The organism is Nocardioides sp. SYSU D00065 (genome assembly GCF_017916425.1).
In the GTDB taxonomy this organism is placed as follows: domain Bacteria; phylum Actinomycetota; class Actinomycetes; order Propionibacteriales; family Nocardioidaceae; genus Nocardioides.
The window spans coordinates 206692-222913 of sequence record NZ_JAFMSX010000005.1 but is presented as its reverse complement, the minus strand read 5'-3'; the positions used below and the strand labels follow the sequence as shown (position 1 = coordinate 222913).

Sequence of the window (16222 nt, the reverse complement as noted above, 5' to 3'; positions counted from 1 at the left end):
CGGGCGACCGGTTGGTCGCTGCTCGGGCTTCGGGTGTGCGTTCCGGATAGATTGCAGCCGTGACCGAAGCGGACGCCCTGCCGACGACGCCGCCCCCGCCGCGCCACTGGGAGGCGGACGTCCTGCTGCGCGACGGCCGCACCGCGCACATCCGGCCGATCCAGCCGGAGGACCGCGAGCTGCTCGTCGAGTTCTACAGCCGGGTCTCCGACCAGTCGAAGTACTACCGGTTCTTCTCCCCGATGCCCGAGCTGTCCGACCGCGACCTCGACCGCTTCACCCGCGTCGACCACCGCGAGCGGGTCGCGATGATCCTGCTGGTCGCGGGCCAGATGATCGCCGTCGGCCGCTACGACACCATCCGCCCCGGCTACGCCGAGGTGGCGTTCCTGGTCGAGGACAAGCACCAGGGTCGCGGGATCGGCCAGCTCCTGCTCGAGCACCTCGCGCAAGCGGGTCGCGAGCGCGGGATCGAGGAGTTTGTCGCGGAGGTGCTTCCCGACAACCAGGCGATGATCCACACGTTCAAGGACGCCGGCTACCAGGTCAAGAGCGCGTTCGAGGACGGCGTGATGGAGCTGGTGTTCCGCATCGACCCGACCGACACCGCGATCGGGGTGATGGAGCAGCGCGAGCACCGGGCCGAGTACGCCTCGATCGAGCGCTTCTTCGCGCCCCGGTCCGTGGCGATCATCGGCGCCAGCCGGCGCCAGGACACCATCGGTCGTGCGCTCGTGCGCCACCTCGTGCTCGGCAACTTCTCCGGCCGTATCCACGTGGTCAACCCGAGCGCCGACTCGGTCGCGGGGATGCCGGCGTGGAAGTCGGTGGGGGAGATCCCCGGTGACGTCGACGTCGCGATCGTCGCCGTCCCCGCCGACGCGGTGCAGGACGTCGTCCTCGACTGCGCCGCCAAGGGCGTCCACGGCCTGGTCGTGATCTCCTCCGGCTTCGCCGAGACCGGCGAGGAGGGCCGGCTACGCCAGCGCCGCCTGGTCGGGCTGTCGCGATCGTACGGCCTGCGGCTCATCGGCCCGAACGCCCTGGGCATCATCAACACCGACCCCGACGTCTCGCTCAACGCGTCCCTGTCCTCCGTCATGCCGCCGCGAGGTCGCGCCGGGTTCTTCTGCCAGTCCGGCGCGCTGGGCTCGGCGATCCTGGAGAAGGTGCAGAACCGCGGTCTCGGCCTCACCACGTTCGTCAGCGCCGGCAACCGCGCCGACGTGTCGGGCAACGACCTCCTGCAGTACTGGGAGGAGGACGACGCGACCGAGGTCGTGCTGCTCTACCTGGAGTCGATCGGCAACCCGCGCAAGTTCTCCCGCATCGCCCGCCGGGTCAGCCGCCGCAAGCCGATCGTGGCGGTGCGCTCGGGCCGCAGCTCCCAGGGCGTGCCGATGGGACACGCGGTCCGCAAGATCGGTGCGCCGCCCGAGGCCGTGGACGCGATGTTCCGCCAGGCCGGCATCATCCAGGTCGAGTCGCTGGAGGAGATGTTCGACGTCGCCCAGCTGCTGGCCCACCAGCCGCTGCCACGCGGTCGGCGGGTGGCGATCGTGGGCAACTCCGACGCGTTGGGGCTGCTCGCGACCGACGCGGCCAACGCGGTCGGGCTGGTCGTCAACAAGCAGGTGGCACTCGGCGCCGACGCCACGGCCGAGGACTTCGAGGACGCCCTCGACGCCGCCATCGACGACCCCGAGGTGGACGCGGTGGTCGCGATCTTCATCCCGCCGCTCAACGTCGACGGCGCTCGCGAGGACGTGGCCAACGTGCTGGCCGCCGTCGGCGAGCAGTCCGACAAGCCGATCGTCTCGACCTTCCTCGGGACCGAGGGCGTCCCGGAGCTGCTGCGGGTCCCCGACGTCGCCGGCTCGAGCGCCGGGCGCGGGTCCGTGCCGTCGTACCCCGCCGTGGAGGCCGCCGTCCGCGCCCTCGCCCGCGTCGTGGACTACGCGGTGTGGGTGCGGGTGCCGCAGTCGCCGGCGGTGGAGGTCGCCAGCAACGATCGCGACGCCGCGCGCCACCTCGTCAACGAGGTCCTGATGAACCATCCCGAGGGGCGCGACCTCGACTTCGAGGAGCAGCGCCGCCTGCTGCGGGCCTACCACATCGACCTGTGGGAGACGTACGCCGTGGAGTCGCTCGACGAGGCGACGGCGGCGGGGGAGGCGCTGGGCTGGGACGTGGTGCTCAAGGCCACCGCCGACCACCTGCGCGACCGGCCCGACCTCGCCCACGTGTGGCGCAACATCGACAACCAAGCCGAGATGGCCGTCGCCTGGCGCTCCCTGAACTCGCTCATCACCGACCCCGAGCGCGCCGGCTTCGTCGTCCAGCGCAACGCGCCGCCGGGCGTCCCGGTCACCATCGCCACGATGGAGGACCCGCTGTTCGGGCCCGTGCTGTCGTTCGGCATCGGCGGGCCGCTGACGGAGCTGCTCGGCGACCGGTCGTTCCGGATCCCGCCGCTCGCCGACCACGACGCGCAGGACATGGTGCGCGAGATCAAGGCCTCGCCGCTGCTGTTCGGCTACCGGGGCAGCGAGATCGTCGACGTGGCCGAGATCGAGCGCCTGCTCCGGCAGGTCGCTGCGCTCCAGCACGACCTGCCGCAGGTGCGCGCGCTCCAGCTGCCGCTGGTGCTGGCCGGCGCCGCGGGCGCCACCGTGCTGGGCGCCAACGTGCGGGTCGAGCCGGTGAAGGACTCCCGTTCCGACTGGTTCGTGCGGCGGCTCAGCACGATGCCGGGGGACACTCTTCCCGACTGACGCGCGCGAGCGTGACAGACTGCGACCATGCCCCGCTCCACCCGTGACGCGGACGTCTCCTCCGAGCTCCGCCAGGCGATCCACCGCACCGGCTACTACCCCGAGGTCGTCACCGACGGCGTCTTCTCCGCCGCAGGCGGCGAGGAGGTGCTGTCGTACTTCGTGCACCACGAGACGACGTTCGACCACGAGGAGGTACGCCGCCACCTGACGGCGCTGCTGCTCACCCCGACGCGCTTGGTGATCGCCCACACCGACGAGCACCCCGGCGACGACATGCTCCCCGAGCCCTACACGTCCACCACGACCGAGGCGGTCACGCTCACTTCGATCCGCACCGTCGTGGTGACCCGGATGGTGGCCAACCCGACGGCCGGCGTCGCGCCGCCGGCCGAGGCCGTGCTGACCATCGGCTGGGGCGGCGTCGGGCGACTCGACCTCGAGCCGGCCGCCTGCTCGGACCCCAACTGCGACGCCGACCACGGCTACACCGGCACGCTCGCCGGTGACGACTACACGCTGCGCGTCTCCGCCGCGGCGGAGGGCGCCGACGCCGTGGCCGGTCTCCTCGCCTTCTCCGACGCGCTCTCCTCGCGCACGCGCGGGTGACCACGGCGCCCGACCGGCCGGGGTTCACGCCGCCGGCCTACGGTGACCGCTCGCTCGCCGACGTGGTCCCGTCGGTCGCACGCGCCCTCGGCGTCGCGCTCGACGCTCACCCCGACGGCCTCGAGCTGCCGCCCGCGCCGTCGTACGTGCTGTTCCTCGTCGACGGCATGGGCGCCGAGCTCCTCGCCCGGCACGCCCACGCTGCGCCGTACCTGTCCTCGCTGCTGGGCGAGGACTCCACCGGCACGGCGGGAGTGCCGTCGACGACGGCGACCTCGCTGACGTCCCTCGGGACCGGGCTGCCACCGGGCGCCCACGGGCTGGTCGGGTTCACCGCCCGGATCCCCGGCACCGACCGCCTGCTCAACCACCTCGGGTGGGACAAGTCCATCGACCCCCTCGAGTGGCAGCCGCACCCGACGGCGCTCGGCCGGCTCGCGCACGCCGGCGTGCACGTCACCTCGGTCAACAAGCGCGAGTTCGCGGGAACGGGGCTGACGCTCGCCTCGCAGCGCGGGGCGTCGTACGTCGGCGCCGACCGCGTCGGCGAGCGCATCGCCGCGACCGTGAGCGCCTCGGGCCACGAGCCGTCCCTGACCTACGTCTACGACTCCGACCTCGACTGGACCGGGCACAAGTTCGGCGTGGCCTCGACGCAGTGGCTGCAGCAGCTGGCCATGGTCGACGCCGAGGCCGAGCAGCTGCGCGAGGCGCTGCCTCCGCAGACCCGGCTGCTCGTGGTGGCCGACCACGGCATGGTCGACAGCCCCCGCGAGGCGCGCGTCGACGTCGACGAGGTCGACGGGATGCGCGACGGCGTGGCGCTGCTCGGGGGCGAGGCCCGGTTCCGCCACCTCTACTGCTCGGCCGGGGCGGTCACCGACGTGGTGGCCGCCTGGCGCGAGGTGCTCGGGGACGCCGCGACGGTGCTGGCGCGCGAGGAGGCGGTCGAGCGGGGATGGTTCGGCGCGGTCGCACCGGGCGTGCTGCCGCGCCTCGGTGACGTCATGGTCGCCTGCCACGGCGACACCGCGGTCGTCTCGACGCGCGACTTCGCCTACGAGGACACCCTGGTCGGGCTGCACGGCTCCCTGACGTCGGCCGAGATGCTCATCCCGATCCTGGTCGGCTGAGCCGGGCGCGCCGGCCAGCACGACGTCGCGACCGCGACCGGTGAGCGCTCAGCCGAAGGGCAGCGGCTCGGGGGCCAGGCTGACGGCCTTGGCGCGCGCCGCGGTGAGGCGGCGCCGGTGGTGCTGGCGGCACAGCACCTCGTAGGCGACGTCGGCGGCGGGCTCGTCGACCTGGTCGACGTCGCCCACGACGATCACCTCGCCTTCGACGACCATCGCGCCGTTCTCGGTGCGGGCGTTGTGGGTGGCCCGCTTGCCGCACCAGCACAGCGCCTCGACCTGCAGGACGTTCATCCGGTCCGCCAGCTCGACGAGGCGGGCGCTGCCGGGGAACAGCACGGTGCGGAAGTCGGTGAGGATCCCGAAGGCGAACACGTCGATCTGCAGCTCGTCGACGACCTTGGCGAGCTGGTCGATCTGGGCGGCGGAGTAGAACTGGGCCTCGTCGCAGATCAGGTAGTCGATGCGTCCTCCGCGCGTCAGCGTGTCGACGACGTAGCTCCAGAAGTCGAACGCCGCGTCGACCTCGAGCGCCTCGTGGGTGAGCCCCAGCCGGCTGGACAGCACGGCCTGGCCGGCTCGGTCGTGGGTGGTGAAGATGCGGCCGACGCGTCCGCGGGCGGCGTGGTTGTGGTTGGTCTGGAGCGCCAGCGTGGACTTGCCGGAGTCCATCGTGCCCGTGAAGAAGTGCAGTTCAGCCATGTCCCGGGGATCTTGTCACAGCGACCGCCCGCCGCGACGGCTACCGTGCCGCGCATGGACCAGGACTTCGCCGGGACCGCCGGATCCGGACCGCTGATCACCACCGACGAGCTCGCGGCCCGCCTCGGGGACGTGACCGTCCTCGACGTCCGCTACGCCATGGGCGGCCCGCCGGGCCGCGACGAGCACGCGGCCGGCCACGTGCCGGGCGCCGCGTACGTCGACCTCGACCGCGACCTGGCCGATCCGCCGGGCGCCGACGGGCGCCACCCGCTGCCGGACGAGGCGCGGTTCGAGGCGGCGATGCGCCGCTCGGGCGTCTGCGGCGACCGGACCGTCGTCGTGTACGACGACTGGCAGGGGCGAGCGGCGGCCCGGGCGTGGTGGCTGCTGCGCCACCACGGCCACCGCGACGTACGCGTGCTCGACGGCGGCTGGACCGCGTGGCTCGAGGACGGGCACCCGGTCGAGTCGGGGGAGAGCGCGCCGGAGCCGGGTGACTTCACCGTCTCGACGATCAAGCACATGCCCGTCGTGGAGGCCGAGACCCTGGGCGACGTGGACGTGCTCGTGGACGCCCGAGCGCCCGAGCGGTACGCCGGGGAGACCGAGCCGGTCGACGCCGTCGCCGGGCACATCCCCGGCGCGGCCAACGTGCCCACGACCGAGAACCTCGACGAACGTGGCCGGTTCCGGTCCCGCGCGCAGCTGCGCGAGGCGTACGCCCGCGTCGGCGCGCACGCCGCCGGGTCGGTCGCCGCCTACTGCGGGTCCGGCGTCACCGCGGCCCACGACGTGCTGGCGATGGAGCTGGCGGGGATCGAGGCGGCGCTCTACCCCGGCAGCTGGAGCGGCTGGATCACCGACCCGGACCGGCCCGTCGCCACCGGCCGCTGAGGTGTTGGCGCGGGCAGGCTGACGGGCTCACGAGGCGCGGACGGCGTCGCCGACCTGGATGCGGCCGCCCGCCTCGGGGACCAGGTGGACGGCGAACATCGTCTTGCCGCCGACCCGCCGGTGTCGCGCCAGCGTGCGGATCGGCTCCCGGGCCGTGGTGAGGGTGGCGGGGTCGATGGTCGTCATCACGCAGCGGCTCGTCGGCTTCGCGACGCGGAACCGCACGGCGCCCACCTGCAGTCCCGTCCAGTCGTCCTCGGCGAAGGGCTCCTCGCCGTCGACCACCAGGTTGGCGCGGAACCGCTCGACCGGCAGCGGCCCCGGTTGCTCCTCGCCCAGCTCGAGGGCCCGCTCGGCGATCCAGTCGTCGAGCCGCCGGAGAGAGGAGAGCGAGGCGAGGGTGACGGGGAAGGAGTCGGCGAAGGACGTGTGGTCGCCCGGCTGCGAGTAGCCCGGTTGCAGCACCCGTCGCGCCGGGTCGTGGCACCACACGAGCCGTACGTCCGGGCGCCCCAGCACGGCGGCGATCCAGGCGTCCGCCTCGGGCACGGGGATGGCGCGCAGGTCCAGGGAGAAGAGCCGGACGGGCACCGGATGGCCGTCGGGCCGGCCCAGCAGCAGGTCCTCCACCCCCGGCGCCCGCAGGCGAAGCGCATGACTCACCCTCGGGTCGGTCGCCGGGGTGTCCGCGACGATCCGGAACGTCGCGTGGGCCTCACGGGCCGAGACCAAGCGGCCGTCACCGTCGACGAGCATCCACGACCGGTCGTCCTGGAGGCCACCGGGGAGCACCGTGGCGGCCTCCACCGGGCGTACGGCGCCGGACTTGAGGGGGTGGACGTTGAGCCCGACCAGCCGCACGGTCAGTCGTTCTTGCCGCCGCCGAACATGATCTCGTCCCAGCTCGGCACGGATGCGCGACCGCGCTTCCTCGCCGGGCGGGAGCGGGGCTCGGCAGGAGCCTCGGCGGCGGGCTCCTGCGCGGCCGGGGCGGGCTGCGACGGGGCGGGCTCGTCGCCTCTCTCGTCGAGGGCCTCGACGGGCCGCTCGGCGCCGAGCTCGGTCAGGTCCATGGTGGTCTCGTTGGCGGTCGGGTCGGCGGTCTCGTCACCGGGGTCGCTGCCGGTCCTGTCGCCGGCCACCAGCTCGATCGCGTCCGCACCGAGGTCGTCGCCCCCGACCGCGCTCAGCCGCCGCTGGCGAGCGGCGGCGAGGTCGTCGGCGGCGGGACCCGCGGGCTCGGCGGGCGCGCTGTCGCCGACCAGCCAGCGGGCGTCCTCGTCGTCGACGGTGACGAAGCTGCCGCGCGGGTCGTGGGAGAAGGTCGCGATCCCGGAGCGGCCGGCGACGTCGTACATCGCGGTCAGGGTCCAGCGGCCGTCCTCGCGGCGCCAGGCGTCCCACTCGATCGAGTCCGGGTCGGTGTTGTGCGCGCGCAGGTGCGCGCTCACCGCGTCGCCGAGGGTGCGGGCGCCGGACTCGGTGGCGCGGCGACGCAACGAGGCGAGCTGGGCGCGCTGCGCGACGTGTGCGCGCTCGGCCAGAACGGGGGCGGCGAACGGCATGATCTTCTCGACCGACGTGCCGGCGGCGTGCGCGACCGACTCGGCGCTCTCGCCGGCACGGATGCGCGCCTGGATGTCGCGGGGGCGGAGGCTTGATTCCATCGGGATCTCCAACTGGCCGTTGCTGTCGGGCACGCCGGTGATGGCGCGGCGGAGGCGGGCGTCGACGACCAGGAAGTGCTCCTGTCCCGACCCGTCCACCAGCAGCAGGCGCTTGCCGTCCCGGCTGCGTCCGGTGAACGTCAGCTTGGCCATGGACGGCGGGCTCCTGCCTGCGTTGATGGTGGTCGTCGATGCGCCGGGCATCCGTTCCGGCGAGCCTACGCCAGCGGCGCCCGCGCGAGGGGCAGGCCCGCGGCGCGCCGGACCCCCACCCGCCCGGGGACGCCGGCCGCACGATGGCCGGCTTGGGCCGGTGCCGTCCCGCGTCCTAGCCTTCGGCACGTGCCTGACACCGAGCTCGCCACGACCCTCGTCGTGCTCGACCTCGTGGGCATCTTCGTCTTCGCCGTGACCGGTGGCCTCGTCGCGGTGCGCAAGAACCTCGACCTGTTCGCGGCCACGGTCCTCGCCGGCGTCACCGGACTCGGCGGGGGCTTCGTGCGCGACGTGCTGATCGGCGCCACGCCGCCGGCCGCGCTCGCGGACTGGCGCTACCTCCTCGTGCCGGTGGCCGCCGGGCTGCTGACCTTCTTCTTCCACCCCGCCATCGGGCGGCTCGAGCGGCTCGTGACCCTCTTCGACGCCTGCGGGCTCGCGCTGTTCTGCGTCACCGGGGCGCTCAAGGCCCTCGATCACGGGCTCGGCCCGCTGCCGGCCGCGCTGATGGGGATGGTGACCGGCATCGGGGGCGGCATCCTGCGCGACGTCCTCGCCGGCCGGGTGCCGGTGATCTTCGAGGGCGTGCTGTACGCCACGCCCGCGCTCGCCGGCGCCGGCGTCGCGGTCCTGCTCGACCGCAGCGGCGTACCTCTCGGCGTGGTGGCCGCGGCCGGCTTCACGACGTGCCTCGGGTGGCGGCTGCTCGCGCTCGTACGGGGTTGGCAGGCGCCGCTGCCTCGGGGGCCGGCCAACGTCTGAGCTCGCCGCCTCGGCGGGCGGTGTGTGAGCCACGTTCCGGGGCGCCGCGATGTGGGTGGCTCACCGCCGCCGCGGCGGGCGGTGTGTGAGCCACATTCTCGGGCGCTGCGATGTGGGTGGCTCACCGCTGGGCGCGGCGGGCGGTGCGTGAGCCACATTCCGGGGCGCTGCGATGTGGGTGGCTCACCGCTGGGGCGCCGGGCGGTGCGTGAGCCACATTCCGGGGCGCTGCGATGTGGGTGGCTCACCGCTGGGGCGGCGGGCGGTGTGTGAGCCACATTCCGGGGCGCTGCGATGTGGGTGGCTCACCGCTGGGGCGGCGGGCGGTGTGTGAGCCACGTTCCGGGGCGTCGCGATGTGGGTGGCTCACCGCTGGGCCGGGACCAGCCAGCGGGCCCCAGCCAGCGGGCGCAAGGACGTCAGTCGCCGAGCACCCGACGCAGGTACGCGTTGGCGAAGACGCGGTCGGGGTCGAGGCGCTCGCGCATCGCAAGGAAGTCGTCGAACCGGCTGTACGCCGGCGCGAGGTCGGCCGCCGTGCGCGTGTGCACCTTGCCCCAGTGCGGGCGGCCACCGGCCTCGCGCAGGACCGGTTCCAGGCCACCGAAGTACGCCGTGTGGTCGGTGTCGTGGGGCACGTGGAAGGCGAGGTAGAGGCTGTCGCGCCCGTGCGCGGTCGACAGCGGGACGTCGTCGGCCGGCGCGGTGCGGACCTCGACCGGGAAGGCGATGCGCCAGTCGCTGGCGTCGATCACCCGCCGGCACTCGCGCAGCACGTCGAGGCCGACCTCGCGGGGGACGGCGTACTCCATCTCGCGGAAGCGCACCCGCCTCGGCGACACGAAGACCCGGTGCGCGAGGTCGCTGTAGCGGCGCTCGGACAGCGCGCGCCCGGCCAGCCGGTTGATGCGGGGGACCAGGCCCGGCGCCCGCGAGCCCACCCGGCACAGCGCACCGAAGACGGTGTTGGAGACCAGCTCGTCCTCCCACCAGGCCGCGAGCCGCGAGGGCGGTTCCTGCTCGCCGGGCTCGAGGTCGGTGCGCACGTTCTGCTTGACCACCAGCCGGTCGGTGTGCGGGAACCAGTACATGTCGACGTGATGAGCCTGCGCGGTCATCTCGTCGAAGGAGCCGAGCGCCCGGTCCCAGGTCATCGGCTGCTCGTGGGCCTCGAGGACGAAGAGCGGCTCGACGTGGAAGGTGAGGCTGGTCAGGATCCCCAGTGCGCCGAGACCGACGCGAGCCACGTCGAAGACGTCCGGGTTCTCGGTGGCGGAGGCCCGCAGCACCTCGCCGGTCCCGGTGACGAGCTCGAGCGCGGCCAGCTGGGCGGACAGTCCCGCGGCCGTGCCCCCGGTCCCGTGGGTGCCGGTGGAGGTGGCGCCGGCCAGGGTCTGCTCGGCGATGTCGCCCATGTTGTGCAGGCAGAGGCCGAGCCGCTCCAGGGCGAGGTTGAGCTCCTTCAGCGGCGTGCCGGCGCGAGCCGTCACCGTCATCGCCCGGCGGTCCACCTCGAGGACCCCGGTGAGTGCCTCGGGCCGCAGCAGCGTGTCCTCGGGCGCCGCGATGGCGGTGAAGCTGTGCCCCGCGCCCGCCATCTTCACCGTGCCGCCGGCCACGCGCGCTCGCCGTACGGCGGCGACCACGGCCTCGACCGACCCGGGAGTCTCGACGTGGCGCGCGTCGGCCTCCTCGAGACCCGACCAGTTGCTCCAGTGGGCGCCGAGGCTCGGTCGGACAAAGGTCGTCATGCTCGCACGGTAGGGGATCGGGGCGCGGTCTGGGCCGCGAGCGCACCGAGGACGCCGCCGGCCAGCGCGACGACGTACGCCGCCGAGGCGCCGCTGTGGTCGACGACGAAGCCCGCGATGCTCGCGCCGGGCGCCACGCCGGCGACGATGCCGGTGTGCAGGATCGCCATCCCCTCGGTGAGCCGGCCGGACGGCACGCCCTGCTCCACCATCGTCATCGCGCTGATCATCGTGGGCGCGATGGCGAGGCCGCCGACCAGCAGCACGACGGCCATCAGCGGGACCGAGGAGATGAAGGCCAGCGGCGCCATGGCCAGCGCCATGGCGGCTGAGCCCCACCGCAGTCGGACGTCGGGGCCGCGGCGCCAGACGATCGCCCCGGTGACGAGGCCGGCGACGAGGCTGCCCAGCGACCACACGGCCAGCAGCCAACCGGCCACCCACCGCTGTCCTGCCTCCTCGGCGAACGCCACGGTCGTGACCTCCGCAGCGCCGAAGAGCGCCCCCAGGGTGAGGCAGACCAGCGCCAGCGGGAGGACCAGTCGCCACGGCATCGGGGCGCGCACGGCTGCCGCGGTGGCGCGCCCGGCGGGCGGCTCGGTGGCCCGCTGCGCGGCGAAGGCGAAGGTCCCCACCACCCCCGACAGCAGGGCGAACGTCAGACCAGCGACCGGGTGCCAGCTGGTGGCCAGCAGCGTCACGACGACCGGCCCGACCACGAACACGACCTCGTCGAGCACCGCCTCGAGGGCGAAGGCGGTCTGCTTCTCGCCGTCGTCGTCGAGCAGGTGCGACCAGCGGGTGCGCACGCTCGCGCCCACCTGCGGCAGCGCCGCCCCGGCGACGGCCGCGAAGACGTAGGTCCACACCCGCGGCCAGTCCTGCTCGACCGCGAGCATCATCAGGGCGAGCCCGGCGCCGAAGACCGAGATCGCGAGGGGCAGCACGCGCGACTGCCCGAAGTGGTCGACCCACCGACCGTGCAGCACCGCGAAGGCGGCCTCGGCCAGCACGAACACCGCGGAGACGGTGCCGGCCAGGCCGTAGGAGCCGGTGCGCTGCTCGACGAGCAGCACGATGCCCAGCCCCACCATGGAGATGGGCAGCCGCGCCACGAGGGCGGCGCTGCTGAAGGCGAGCGCGCCCGGGCGCGCCAGCACCCGGCGGTAGGAGTCGAGCATCGCGGCGATGGTAGGGCCGCCTACGCTGGCGGCATGAATCCTGCGGGTCACCCCGACGTGAAGCCGTACGACGCGCTGCTGGTGCTCTCCTTCGGAGGTCCCGAGCGGCCCGAGGACGTGGTGCCGTTCCTCGAGAACGTGACACGGGGGCGGGGGATCCCCCGCGAGAGACTGGCGCAAGTGGGGGAGCACTACTTCCTCTTCGGGGGCAAGAGCCCGATCAACGACCAGAACCGGGCACTGATCGCGGCCCTGGAGCAGGACCTCGCCGAGCAGGGCATCGACCTGCCAATCTACTTCGGCAACCGCAACTGGGACCCCTACCTCGCCGACACCCTCGCCCAGATGGTGGCCGACGGTGTGTCCCGCGCCGCGGTGTTCACCACCTCGGCGTACTCGTCGTGGTCCTCGTGCCGGCAGTACCGCGAGAACCTGTGGGACGCGGTCGAGCAGACCCCGGGCGCCCCGCAGCTGGACAAACTGCGGCAGTACTACAACCACCCCGGCTTCGTGGAGCCGGTCGTCGACGCGTGCCTCGCTGCGCTGGCGGAGCTGTCCGACGACGAGGCCGCCCGGCTCGTCTTCGTGACGCACTCGATCCCCACCGAGATGGCGGAGACCAGCGGCGCGCCGCCCGAGTCCGACGCCCAGCCGCGGGGAGCGTACGTCCTGCAGCACCGCAGTGCGGTCGAGGAGGTGGCGCGCCGGGTGCGCGAGGCGACCGGCCGCGACCACGAGCACGACCTGGTCTACTGCTCGCGATCCGGCGCCCCGTCGACGCCGTGGCTCGAGCCGGACGTCAACGACCACCTGGCCGCGCTGGCCGCGGAGGGGGTGAGGCAGGTGGTGATGGTGCCCATCGGCTTCGTCTCCGACCACATGGAGGTCATCTACGACCTCGACACCGAGGCGATGGCCACCGCCGAGGAGCTCGGCCTGCGGGCCGTCCGGGCGGCCACGCCCGGCGTCGACCACCGCTTCGTCGCCATGGTCCGCGACCTGCTGCTCGAGCGGGCGGCCGCCGAGCGCGGCGAGCACCCGGAGCGCCCCGCGCTCGGGTCGCTGCCGGCCGGCCCCGACCTGTGCGGCGCCGGGTGCTGCCCCAACCCCCGCGGCCCTCGGCCGGCCCTCTGCGGGCGCGACGCGTGACGCGCCCCGCCGACCCGGCCGAGCTGCGCGACGTCGCGCTCACCGTGGCCCGTGAGGCGGCCGCGCTCGCCCGGCGGATGCGCGAGGAGGGCGTGGACGTCGCCGACACCAAGTCCAGCGACACCGACGTGGTGACGCGTGCCGACCGTGCCGTGGAGGACCTGCTGCGCCGACGGCTGCTCGAGCTCCGGCCCGACGACGCCATCCTCGGCGAGGAGGGCGACGACCACGCGGGCACCAGCGGTGTGCGCTGGGTCGTCGACCCGATCGACGGGACGGTCAACTATCTCTACGGCATCCGGGACTGCGCGGTGTCCGTGGCGGCCGAGCAGGGTGGCGAGCCGGTCGCCGGCGCGGTGGTCGGCATCGGCGTCGACGTCGAGTACGTCGCCGCGCTCGGCCACGGCGCCACCCGCGACGGACGTCCGATCAGGGTCCGGCCGAGCCCCCCGCTCGCCCAGCGGCTGGTCATGACCGGGTTCGGCTACCGACCGGAGGTCCGCACCCACCAGGCCCGGTGCCTGGCCGCGTTGCTCCCGGTGGTCCGCGACATCCGCCGGATCGGGACCAGCTCCCTGGACATCTGCCACGTCGCCGACGGGTCCGCGGACGCCTACGTCGAGGAGGGTCCCCACCCGTGGGACTACAGCGCCGCGGCGGTGGTGCTCCGGGAGGCGGGCGGTCGGTTCGGCGTGCTGCCGGGCACCTTGGACCTCGACGACTGGCCCCACGACGGCGTGGTCGTGGCGACGCCGGCCGACGGGTGGGACGCCTTCGTCGAGGCTCTCAGGACGGCCCGGTTCCTCGCCTGAACACCCGCTGGAGACGGCCGCTCGACGGGTCTGGACAAACATTGACCAACACGCGCGAGGGCGGGGAATAGCGGGCAGTCGGGCACTGTTCAGGCGACACGTCGCGGACCGGCTCACCAAGGAGCCGGTTCATGGTGCACACTTTGGCGCCGACGACGCGCACAACTGGTTCGGCCCGAGCCGCGATCCGGCGGGTACGAGCCACTGCATGGGGAGAGGGAATCGATGGCCACCGACTACGACGCACCACGCAAGTCCGAGGAGGACCAGAGCGAGGAGAGCATCGAGGAGCTCAAGGCCCGGCGCCACGACAAGAACTCCGGCAAGGTCGACGAGGACGAGACCGAGGCGGCCGAGTCGTTCGAGCTCCCCGGTGCCGACCTGTCGCACGAGGAGCTCGCGGTCGAGGTCATGCCGCGCCAGGACGACGAGTTCACCTGCATGAGCTGCTTCCTGGTCCACCACCGCTCGCAGCTGGCGGACGAGAAGAAGCTCATCTGCCGCGACTGCATCTGAGCCGCGGCCGTTCCCGGACGGCGACGAGGCCCCGACGCTCCTGAGCAGGAGCGTCGGGGCCTCGCGCGTTCGGACTGGAGGTCTAGGCCTTGTCGCCGGCGCGCAGGCCGGGCGGGCGGTGCCCGGTGGACCTGGTGTAGTAGCCCGCGGCGCGCCGCTGGGCGAACATCCGTGCCAGCGCGACGAGGGCGCCCGTCACGGCGGCCCAGGCCACAGCCTCACCGACCGAGACGTCGGGGTCGGCGGGGTTCTCCGGGGGGTTCTTGCCGGTGGCCATCCGCCAGCCCTTGTCGATCGCCTTGCGGGCGACGCTGGCGGCGCCGAGGGCGCTCACCAGGGAGAAGACGGACCAGACCTTCGAGCTCTCCGCTGCCATGGCGGCAACCTTACCCAGCGGACTTCCGCGCGCGGGTCGCCTCTAGGGCTGAGACCAGGTCGTGGGGGCGCCGGCAGCTCACCAGCCAGTAGGGCGTGGGGTCGGCGGGGTCGGTGATCTCCACGCGTACGCCGCGCTTGAGGTAGGGACGGAGCAGGAGGTAGGCGCGCGCGTCGGCCTCGACCCCGGCCAGCCGGCGTACGGCGTCGGCGTCGAGCGCCGTGACCTCGCCGACGTGGCGCAGCGGGACGTGCGCGCGCCCCGCGCGGAGCGTGCCGTCGCTGACGACCACGCGGGGGCTGCCGTAGCCGACCAGCAGGGCGACCAAGACGGCGATCGCAACCGCGGTCACCGTCCAGGCGATCGCCTCGGCCTCCGGCGTGGCGGCGAGGACCGCCAGCCACAGGGACGCCACGAACATCGTGCCCTGCGCCCACCAGCGCAGCGGGACGGTGAGGCGTTCGGCGTAGTCCACGGCGCAGAGCCTATAGATTGCCTCCTCGTGCCCGACCACGACCTCGACATCGCCGTCGTCCGCCTCGACCCGGACCTGCCGCTGCCGTCGTACGCCCACCCCGGCGACGCGGGCGCCGACCTGCACACGACCGTCGACCTGACGCTGGCCCCCGGCGAGCGGGCCCTGGTCCCGACGGGCATCGCCATCGCGCTGCCGGACGGCTACGTCGCCCTGGTGCACCCCCGCTCGGGGCTCGCGGCGCGGCACGGGCTCTCGATCGTCAACGCCCCGGGCACCGTCGATGCGGGCTACCGCGGCGAGGTCAAGGTGCTGCTCGTCAACCACGACCCGGTCGAGCCGGTCACGCTGTCGCGCGGGGACCGGATCGCCCAGCTGGTCGTCCAGCGGTTCGAGCGCGCCCGGTTCGTGGAGGTGGGGGTGCTGCCAGCCTCGGCGCGCGGCGCCGGGGGTTACGGTTCTACGGGTACCGGTTCGCGTCCGTGAGCCGGGACGCCTCGCACGCAGGGTGACGAGACGGAGTGCTGACCAGACGGTGTGTGACGAAGGAGTGCTGACGTGAAGTTCCGCCGCAGGGCAGAGACCACCGAGACGTCCGCGGAGGCGTCCGCGGCGGCTGGGGACCGCCCCGGGTCGACCGAGCCCGTGGCGCCGAGCACCGGCCCCTTCGACGTGCGGCAGGTCGAGGGCGACGGCACCGACCGCGCCGACCTCGGCTCGCTGCTCGTGCCCCCGATCGCCGACCGGGAGCTGCGCCTGCAGGTCGACGAGGCGAGCGGCCAGGTCCGCGCGGTGATGCTCGCCGGCTCCGACGGCGCCTGCGAGTTCCAGGCCTTCGCCGCGCCTCGCAACGGCGACCTCTGGTCCGAGGTGCGGCCCCAGATCGCCCAGGACATGGTCCGCCGCGGTGGTCAGGTCACCGAGCGGGAGGGCCGCTGGGGCACCGAGCTGGTGTGCCAGGTGCCGGTGCGGCGTCCCGACGGCACCACCGCCACGCAGCCGTCGCGGATCCTCGGCATCAACGGCGACCGCTGGATGCTGCGCGCCTCGTTCCTCGGTCGCCCCGCCCTCGAGCCGGACGCCACGGGCGAGTGGGAGGACGCGCTCGCCCAGGTCGTCGTACGTCGCGGCGACACCGCCATGCCGGTCGGCGAGCCGCTGCCGGTCAAGCTCCCGGACGACGCACGACGGGTGCGGTAGCG

17 protein-coding genes are annotated in these 16222 nt (G+C 73.8%); 10 read left to right on the top strand and 7 right to left on the bottom strand.

Annotation, left to right across the window (positions count from 1 at the left end; all coding sequences use genetic code 11):
* Positions 1-59: 59 nt before the first annotated feature.
* From J3P41_RS18165 to J3P41_RS18155, 3 genes are read left to right on the top strand one after another with little or no spacing between them, the layout of a single operon-like run.
* On the top strand, positions 60-2774 hold the full coding sequence (locus tag J3P41_RS18165; RefSeq protein WP_210652127.1) for a bifunctional GNAT family N-acetyltransferase/acetate--CoA ligase family protein: 2715 nt from the start codon (positions 60-62) through the stop codon (positions 2772-2774).
* A 27-nt stretch (positions 2775-2801) separates the two neighbouring features.
* Positions 2802-3383 (top strand): DUF5998 family protein, encoded by a 582-nt coding sequence (locus tag J3P41_RS18160; RefSeq protein WP_210652126.1) that lies wholly within the window; start codon positions 2802-2804, stop codon positions 3381-3383.
* Complete coding sequence (locus J3P41_RS18155) at positions 3380-4516, top strand: alkaline phosphatase family protein (protein ID WP_210652125.1); 1137 nt, start codon at positions 3380-3382, stop codon at positions 4514-4516. The genes J3P41_RS18160 and J3P41_RS18155 overlap by 4 nt, the downstream gene beginning before the upstream one ends.
* A gap of 48 nt (positions 4517-4564) precedes the next feature.
* Here J3P41_RS18155 and J3P41_RS18150 read toward each other — a convergent pair whose 3' ends face one another.
* Entirely contained in the window at positions 4565-5218 is a 654-nt protein-coding gene (locus tag J3P41_RS18150) for a thymidine kinase (protein ID WP_210652124.1), read from the bottom strand.
* A 54-nt stretch (positions 5219-5272) separates the two neighbouring features.
* On the opposite strand from J3P41_RS18150, the gene J3P41_RS18145 reads away from it, so the two are divergent.
* A complete protein-coding gene (locus J3P41_RS18145) occupies positions 5273-6115 on the top strand; it encodes a sulfurtransferase (protein WP_210652122.1) in 843 nt (280 codons plus the stop codon).
* A 27-nt stretch (positions 6116-6142) separates the two neighbouring features.
* Here the strand turns inward: J3P41_RS18145 and J3P41_RS18140 are convergent, their stop codons facing one another.
* Both J3P41_RS18140 and sepH read right to left on the bottom strand, forming a co-directional pair.
* Positions 6143-6976 (bottom strand): MOSC domain-containing protein, encoded by an 834-nt coding sequence (locus J3P41_RS18140; RefSeq protein ID WP_210652120.1) that lies wholly within the window; start codon positions 6974-6976, stop codon positions 6143-6145.
* Between the two features lie 2 nt (positions 6977-6978).
* Positions 6979-7935 carry a septation protein SepH gene (gene sepH, locus J3P41_RS18135; RefSeq protein WP_210652117.1) on the bottom strand — a complete coding sequence of 319 codons (957 nt, stop codon included), beginning with the start codon at positions 7933-7935 and terminating at the stop codon, positions 6979-6981.
* A gap of 189 nt (positions 7936-8124) precedes the next feature.
* Here sepH and J3P41_RS18130 point away from each other — a divergent pair, with 189 nt between their 5' ends.
* The gene (locus J3P41_RS18130; protein ID WP_210652115.1) at positions 8125-8760 is read left to right on the top strand and encodes a trimeric intracellular cation channel family protein; all 636 of its coding nucleotides are present in this window, start codon (positions 8125-8127) and stop codon (positions 8758-8760) included.
* A gap of 419 nt (positions 8761-9179) precedes the next feature.
* On the opposite strand, the gene J3P41_RS18125 is transcribed toward J3P41_RS18130, so the two are convergent.
* A complete protein-coding gene (locus tag J3P41_RS18125; RefSeq protein ID WP_210652112.1) occupies positions 9180-10511 on the bottom strand; it encodes a D-arabinono-1,4-lactone oxidase in 1332 nt (443 codons plus the stop codon).
* Entirely contained in the window at positions 10508-11692 is a 1185-nt protein-coding gene (locus tag J3P41_RS18120; protein WP_210652109.1) for an MFS transporter, read from the bottom strand. The genes J3P41_RS18125 and J3P41_RS18120 overlap by 4 nt, the downstream gene beginning before the upstream one ends.
* Positions 11693-11725: 33 nt before the next feature.
* Here J3P41_RS18120 and J3P41_RS18115 point away from each other — a divergent pair, with 33 nt between their 5' ends.
* The 3 genes from J3P41_RS18115 to J3P41_RS18105 all read left to right on the top strand — a co-directional run bounded on the left by J3P41_RS18115 (position 11726) and on the right by J3P41_RS18105 (position 14169).
* Positions 11726-12841, top strand: coding sequence for a ferrochelatase (locus tag J3P41_RS18115; protein WP_210652103.1), 1116 nt, complete (start codon positions 11726-11728; stop codon positions 12839-12841).
* On the top strand, positions 12838-13653 hold the full coding sequence (locus tag J3P41_RS18110) for an inositol monophosphatase family protein (protein ID WP_307862068.1): 816 nt from the start codon (positions 12838-12840) through the stop codon (positions 13651-13653). Before J3P41_RS18115 ends, J3P41_RS18110 begins: the two co-directional genes overlap by 4 nt.
* Before the next feature lie 225 nt (positions 13654-13878).
* Positions 13879-14169 carry a DUF4193 domain-containing protein gene (locus J3P41_RS18105; protein ID WP_056600397.1) on the top strand — a complete coding sequence of 97 codons (291 nt, stop codon included), beginning with the start codon at positions 13879-13881 and terminating at the stop codon, positions 14167-14169.
* Between the two features lie 82 nt (positions 14170-14251).
* Here the strand turns inward: J3P41_RS18105 and J3P41_RS18100 are convergent, their stop codons facing one another.
* Together J3P41_RS18100 and J3P41_RS18095 are read right to left on the bottom strand one after the other, a co-directional pair.
* The gene (locus J3P41_RS18100; RefSeq protein ID WP_210652102.1) at positions 14252-14545 is read right to left on the bottom strand and encodes a DUF4235 domain-containing protein; all 294 of its coding nucleotides are present in this window, start codon (positions 14543-14545) and stop codon (positions 14252-14254) included.
* Between the two features lie 10 nt (positions 14546-14555).
* The gene (locus tag J3P41_RS18095; protein ID WP_210652101.1) at positions 14556-15020 is read right to left on the bottom strand and encodes a DUF3093 domain-containing protein; all 465 of its coding nucleotides are present in this window, start codon (positions 15018-15020) and stop codon (positions 14556-14558) included.
* A gap of 27 nt (positions 15021-15047) precedes the next feature.
* On the opposite strand from J3P41_RS18095, the gene dut reads away from it, so the two are divergent.
* Positions 15048-15506 carry a dUTP diphosphatase gene (gene dut / locus J3P41_RS18090; RefSeq protein ID WP_210652100.1) on the top strand — a complete coding sequence of 153 codons (459 nt, stop codon included), beginning with the start codon at positions 15048-15050 and terminating at the stop codon, positions 15504-15506.
* Positions 15507-15578: 72 nt separating this feature from the next.
* Positions 15579-16220 carry a DUF3710 domain-containing protein gene (locus J3P41_RS18085; protein ID WP_210652099.1) on the top strand — a complete coding sequence of 214 codons (642 nt, stop codon included), beginning with the start codon at positions 15579-15581 and terminating at the stop codon, positions 16218-16220.
* The last annotated feature ends 2 nt before the right edge of the window (positions 16221-16222 follow it).

Excerpts from the sequence above, each read along its gene's own strand:
- J3P41_RS18160 (WP_210652126.1), top strand. The coding sequence starts at position 2,802 with ATGCCCCGCTCCACCCGTGACGCGGACGTCTCCTCCGAGCTCCGCCAG.
- J3P41_RS18150 (WP_210652124.1), bottom strand. The coding sequence starts at position 5,218 with ATGGCTGAACTGCACTTCTTCACGGGCACGATGGACTCCGGCAAGTCC.
- J3P41_RS18145 (WP_210652122.1), top strand. The coding sequence starts at position 5,273 with ATGGACCAGGACTTCGCCGGGACCGCCGGATCCGGACCGCTGATCACC.
- sepH (WP_210652117.1), bottom strand. The coding sequence starts at position 7,935 with ATGGCCAAGCTGACGTTCACCGGACGCAGCCGGGACGGCAAGCGCCTG.
- J3P41_RS18125 (WP_210652112.1), bottom strand. The coding sequence starts at position 10,511 with ATGACGACCTTTGTCCGACCGAGCCTCGGCGCCCACTGGAGCAACTGG.
- J3P41_RS18120 (WP_210652109.1), bottom strand. The coding sequence starts at position 11,692 with ATGCTCGACTCCTACCGCCGGGTGCTGGCGCGCCCGGGCGCGCTCGCC.
- J3P41_RS18115 (WP_210652103.1), top strand. The coding sequence starts at position 11,726 with ATGAATCCTGCGGGTCACCCCGACGTGAAGCCGTACGACGCGCTGCTG.
- J3P41_RS18105 (WP_056600397.1), top strand. The coding sequence starts at position 13,879 with ATGGCCACCGACTACGACGCACCACGCAAGTCCGAGGAGGACCAGAGC.
- J3P41_RS18100 (WP_210652102.1), bottom strand. The coding sequence starts at position 14,545 with ATGGCAGCGGAGAGCTCGAAGGTCTGGTCCGTCTTCTCCCTGGTGAGC.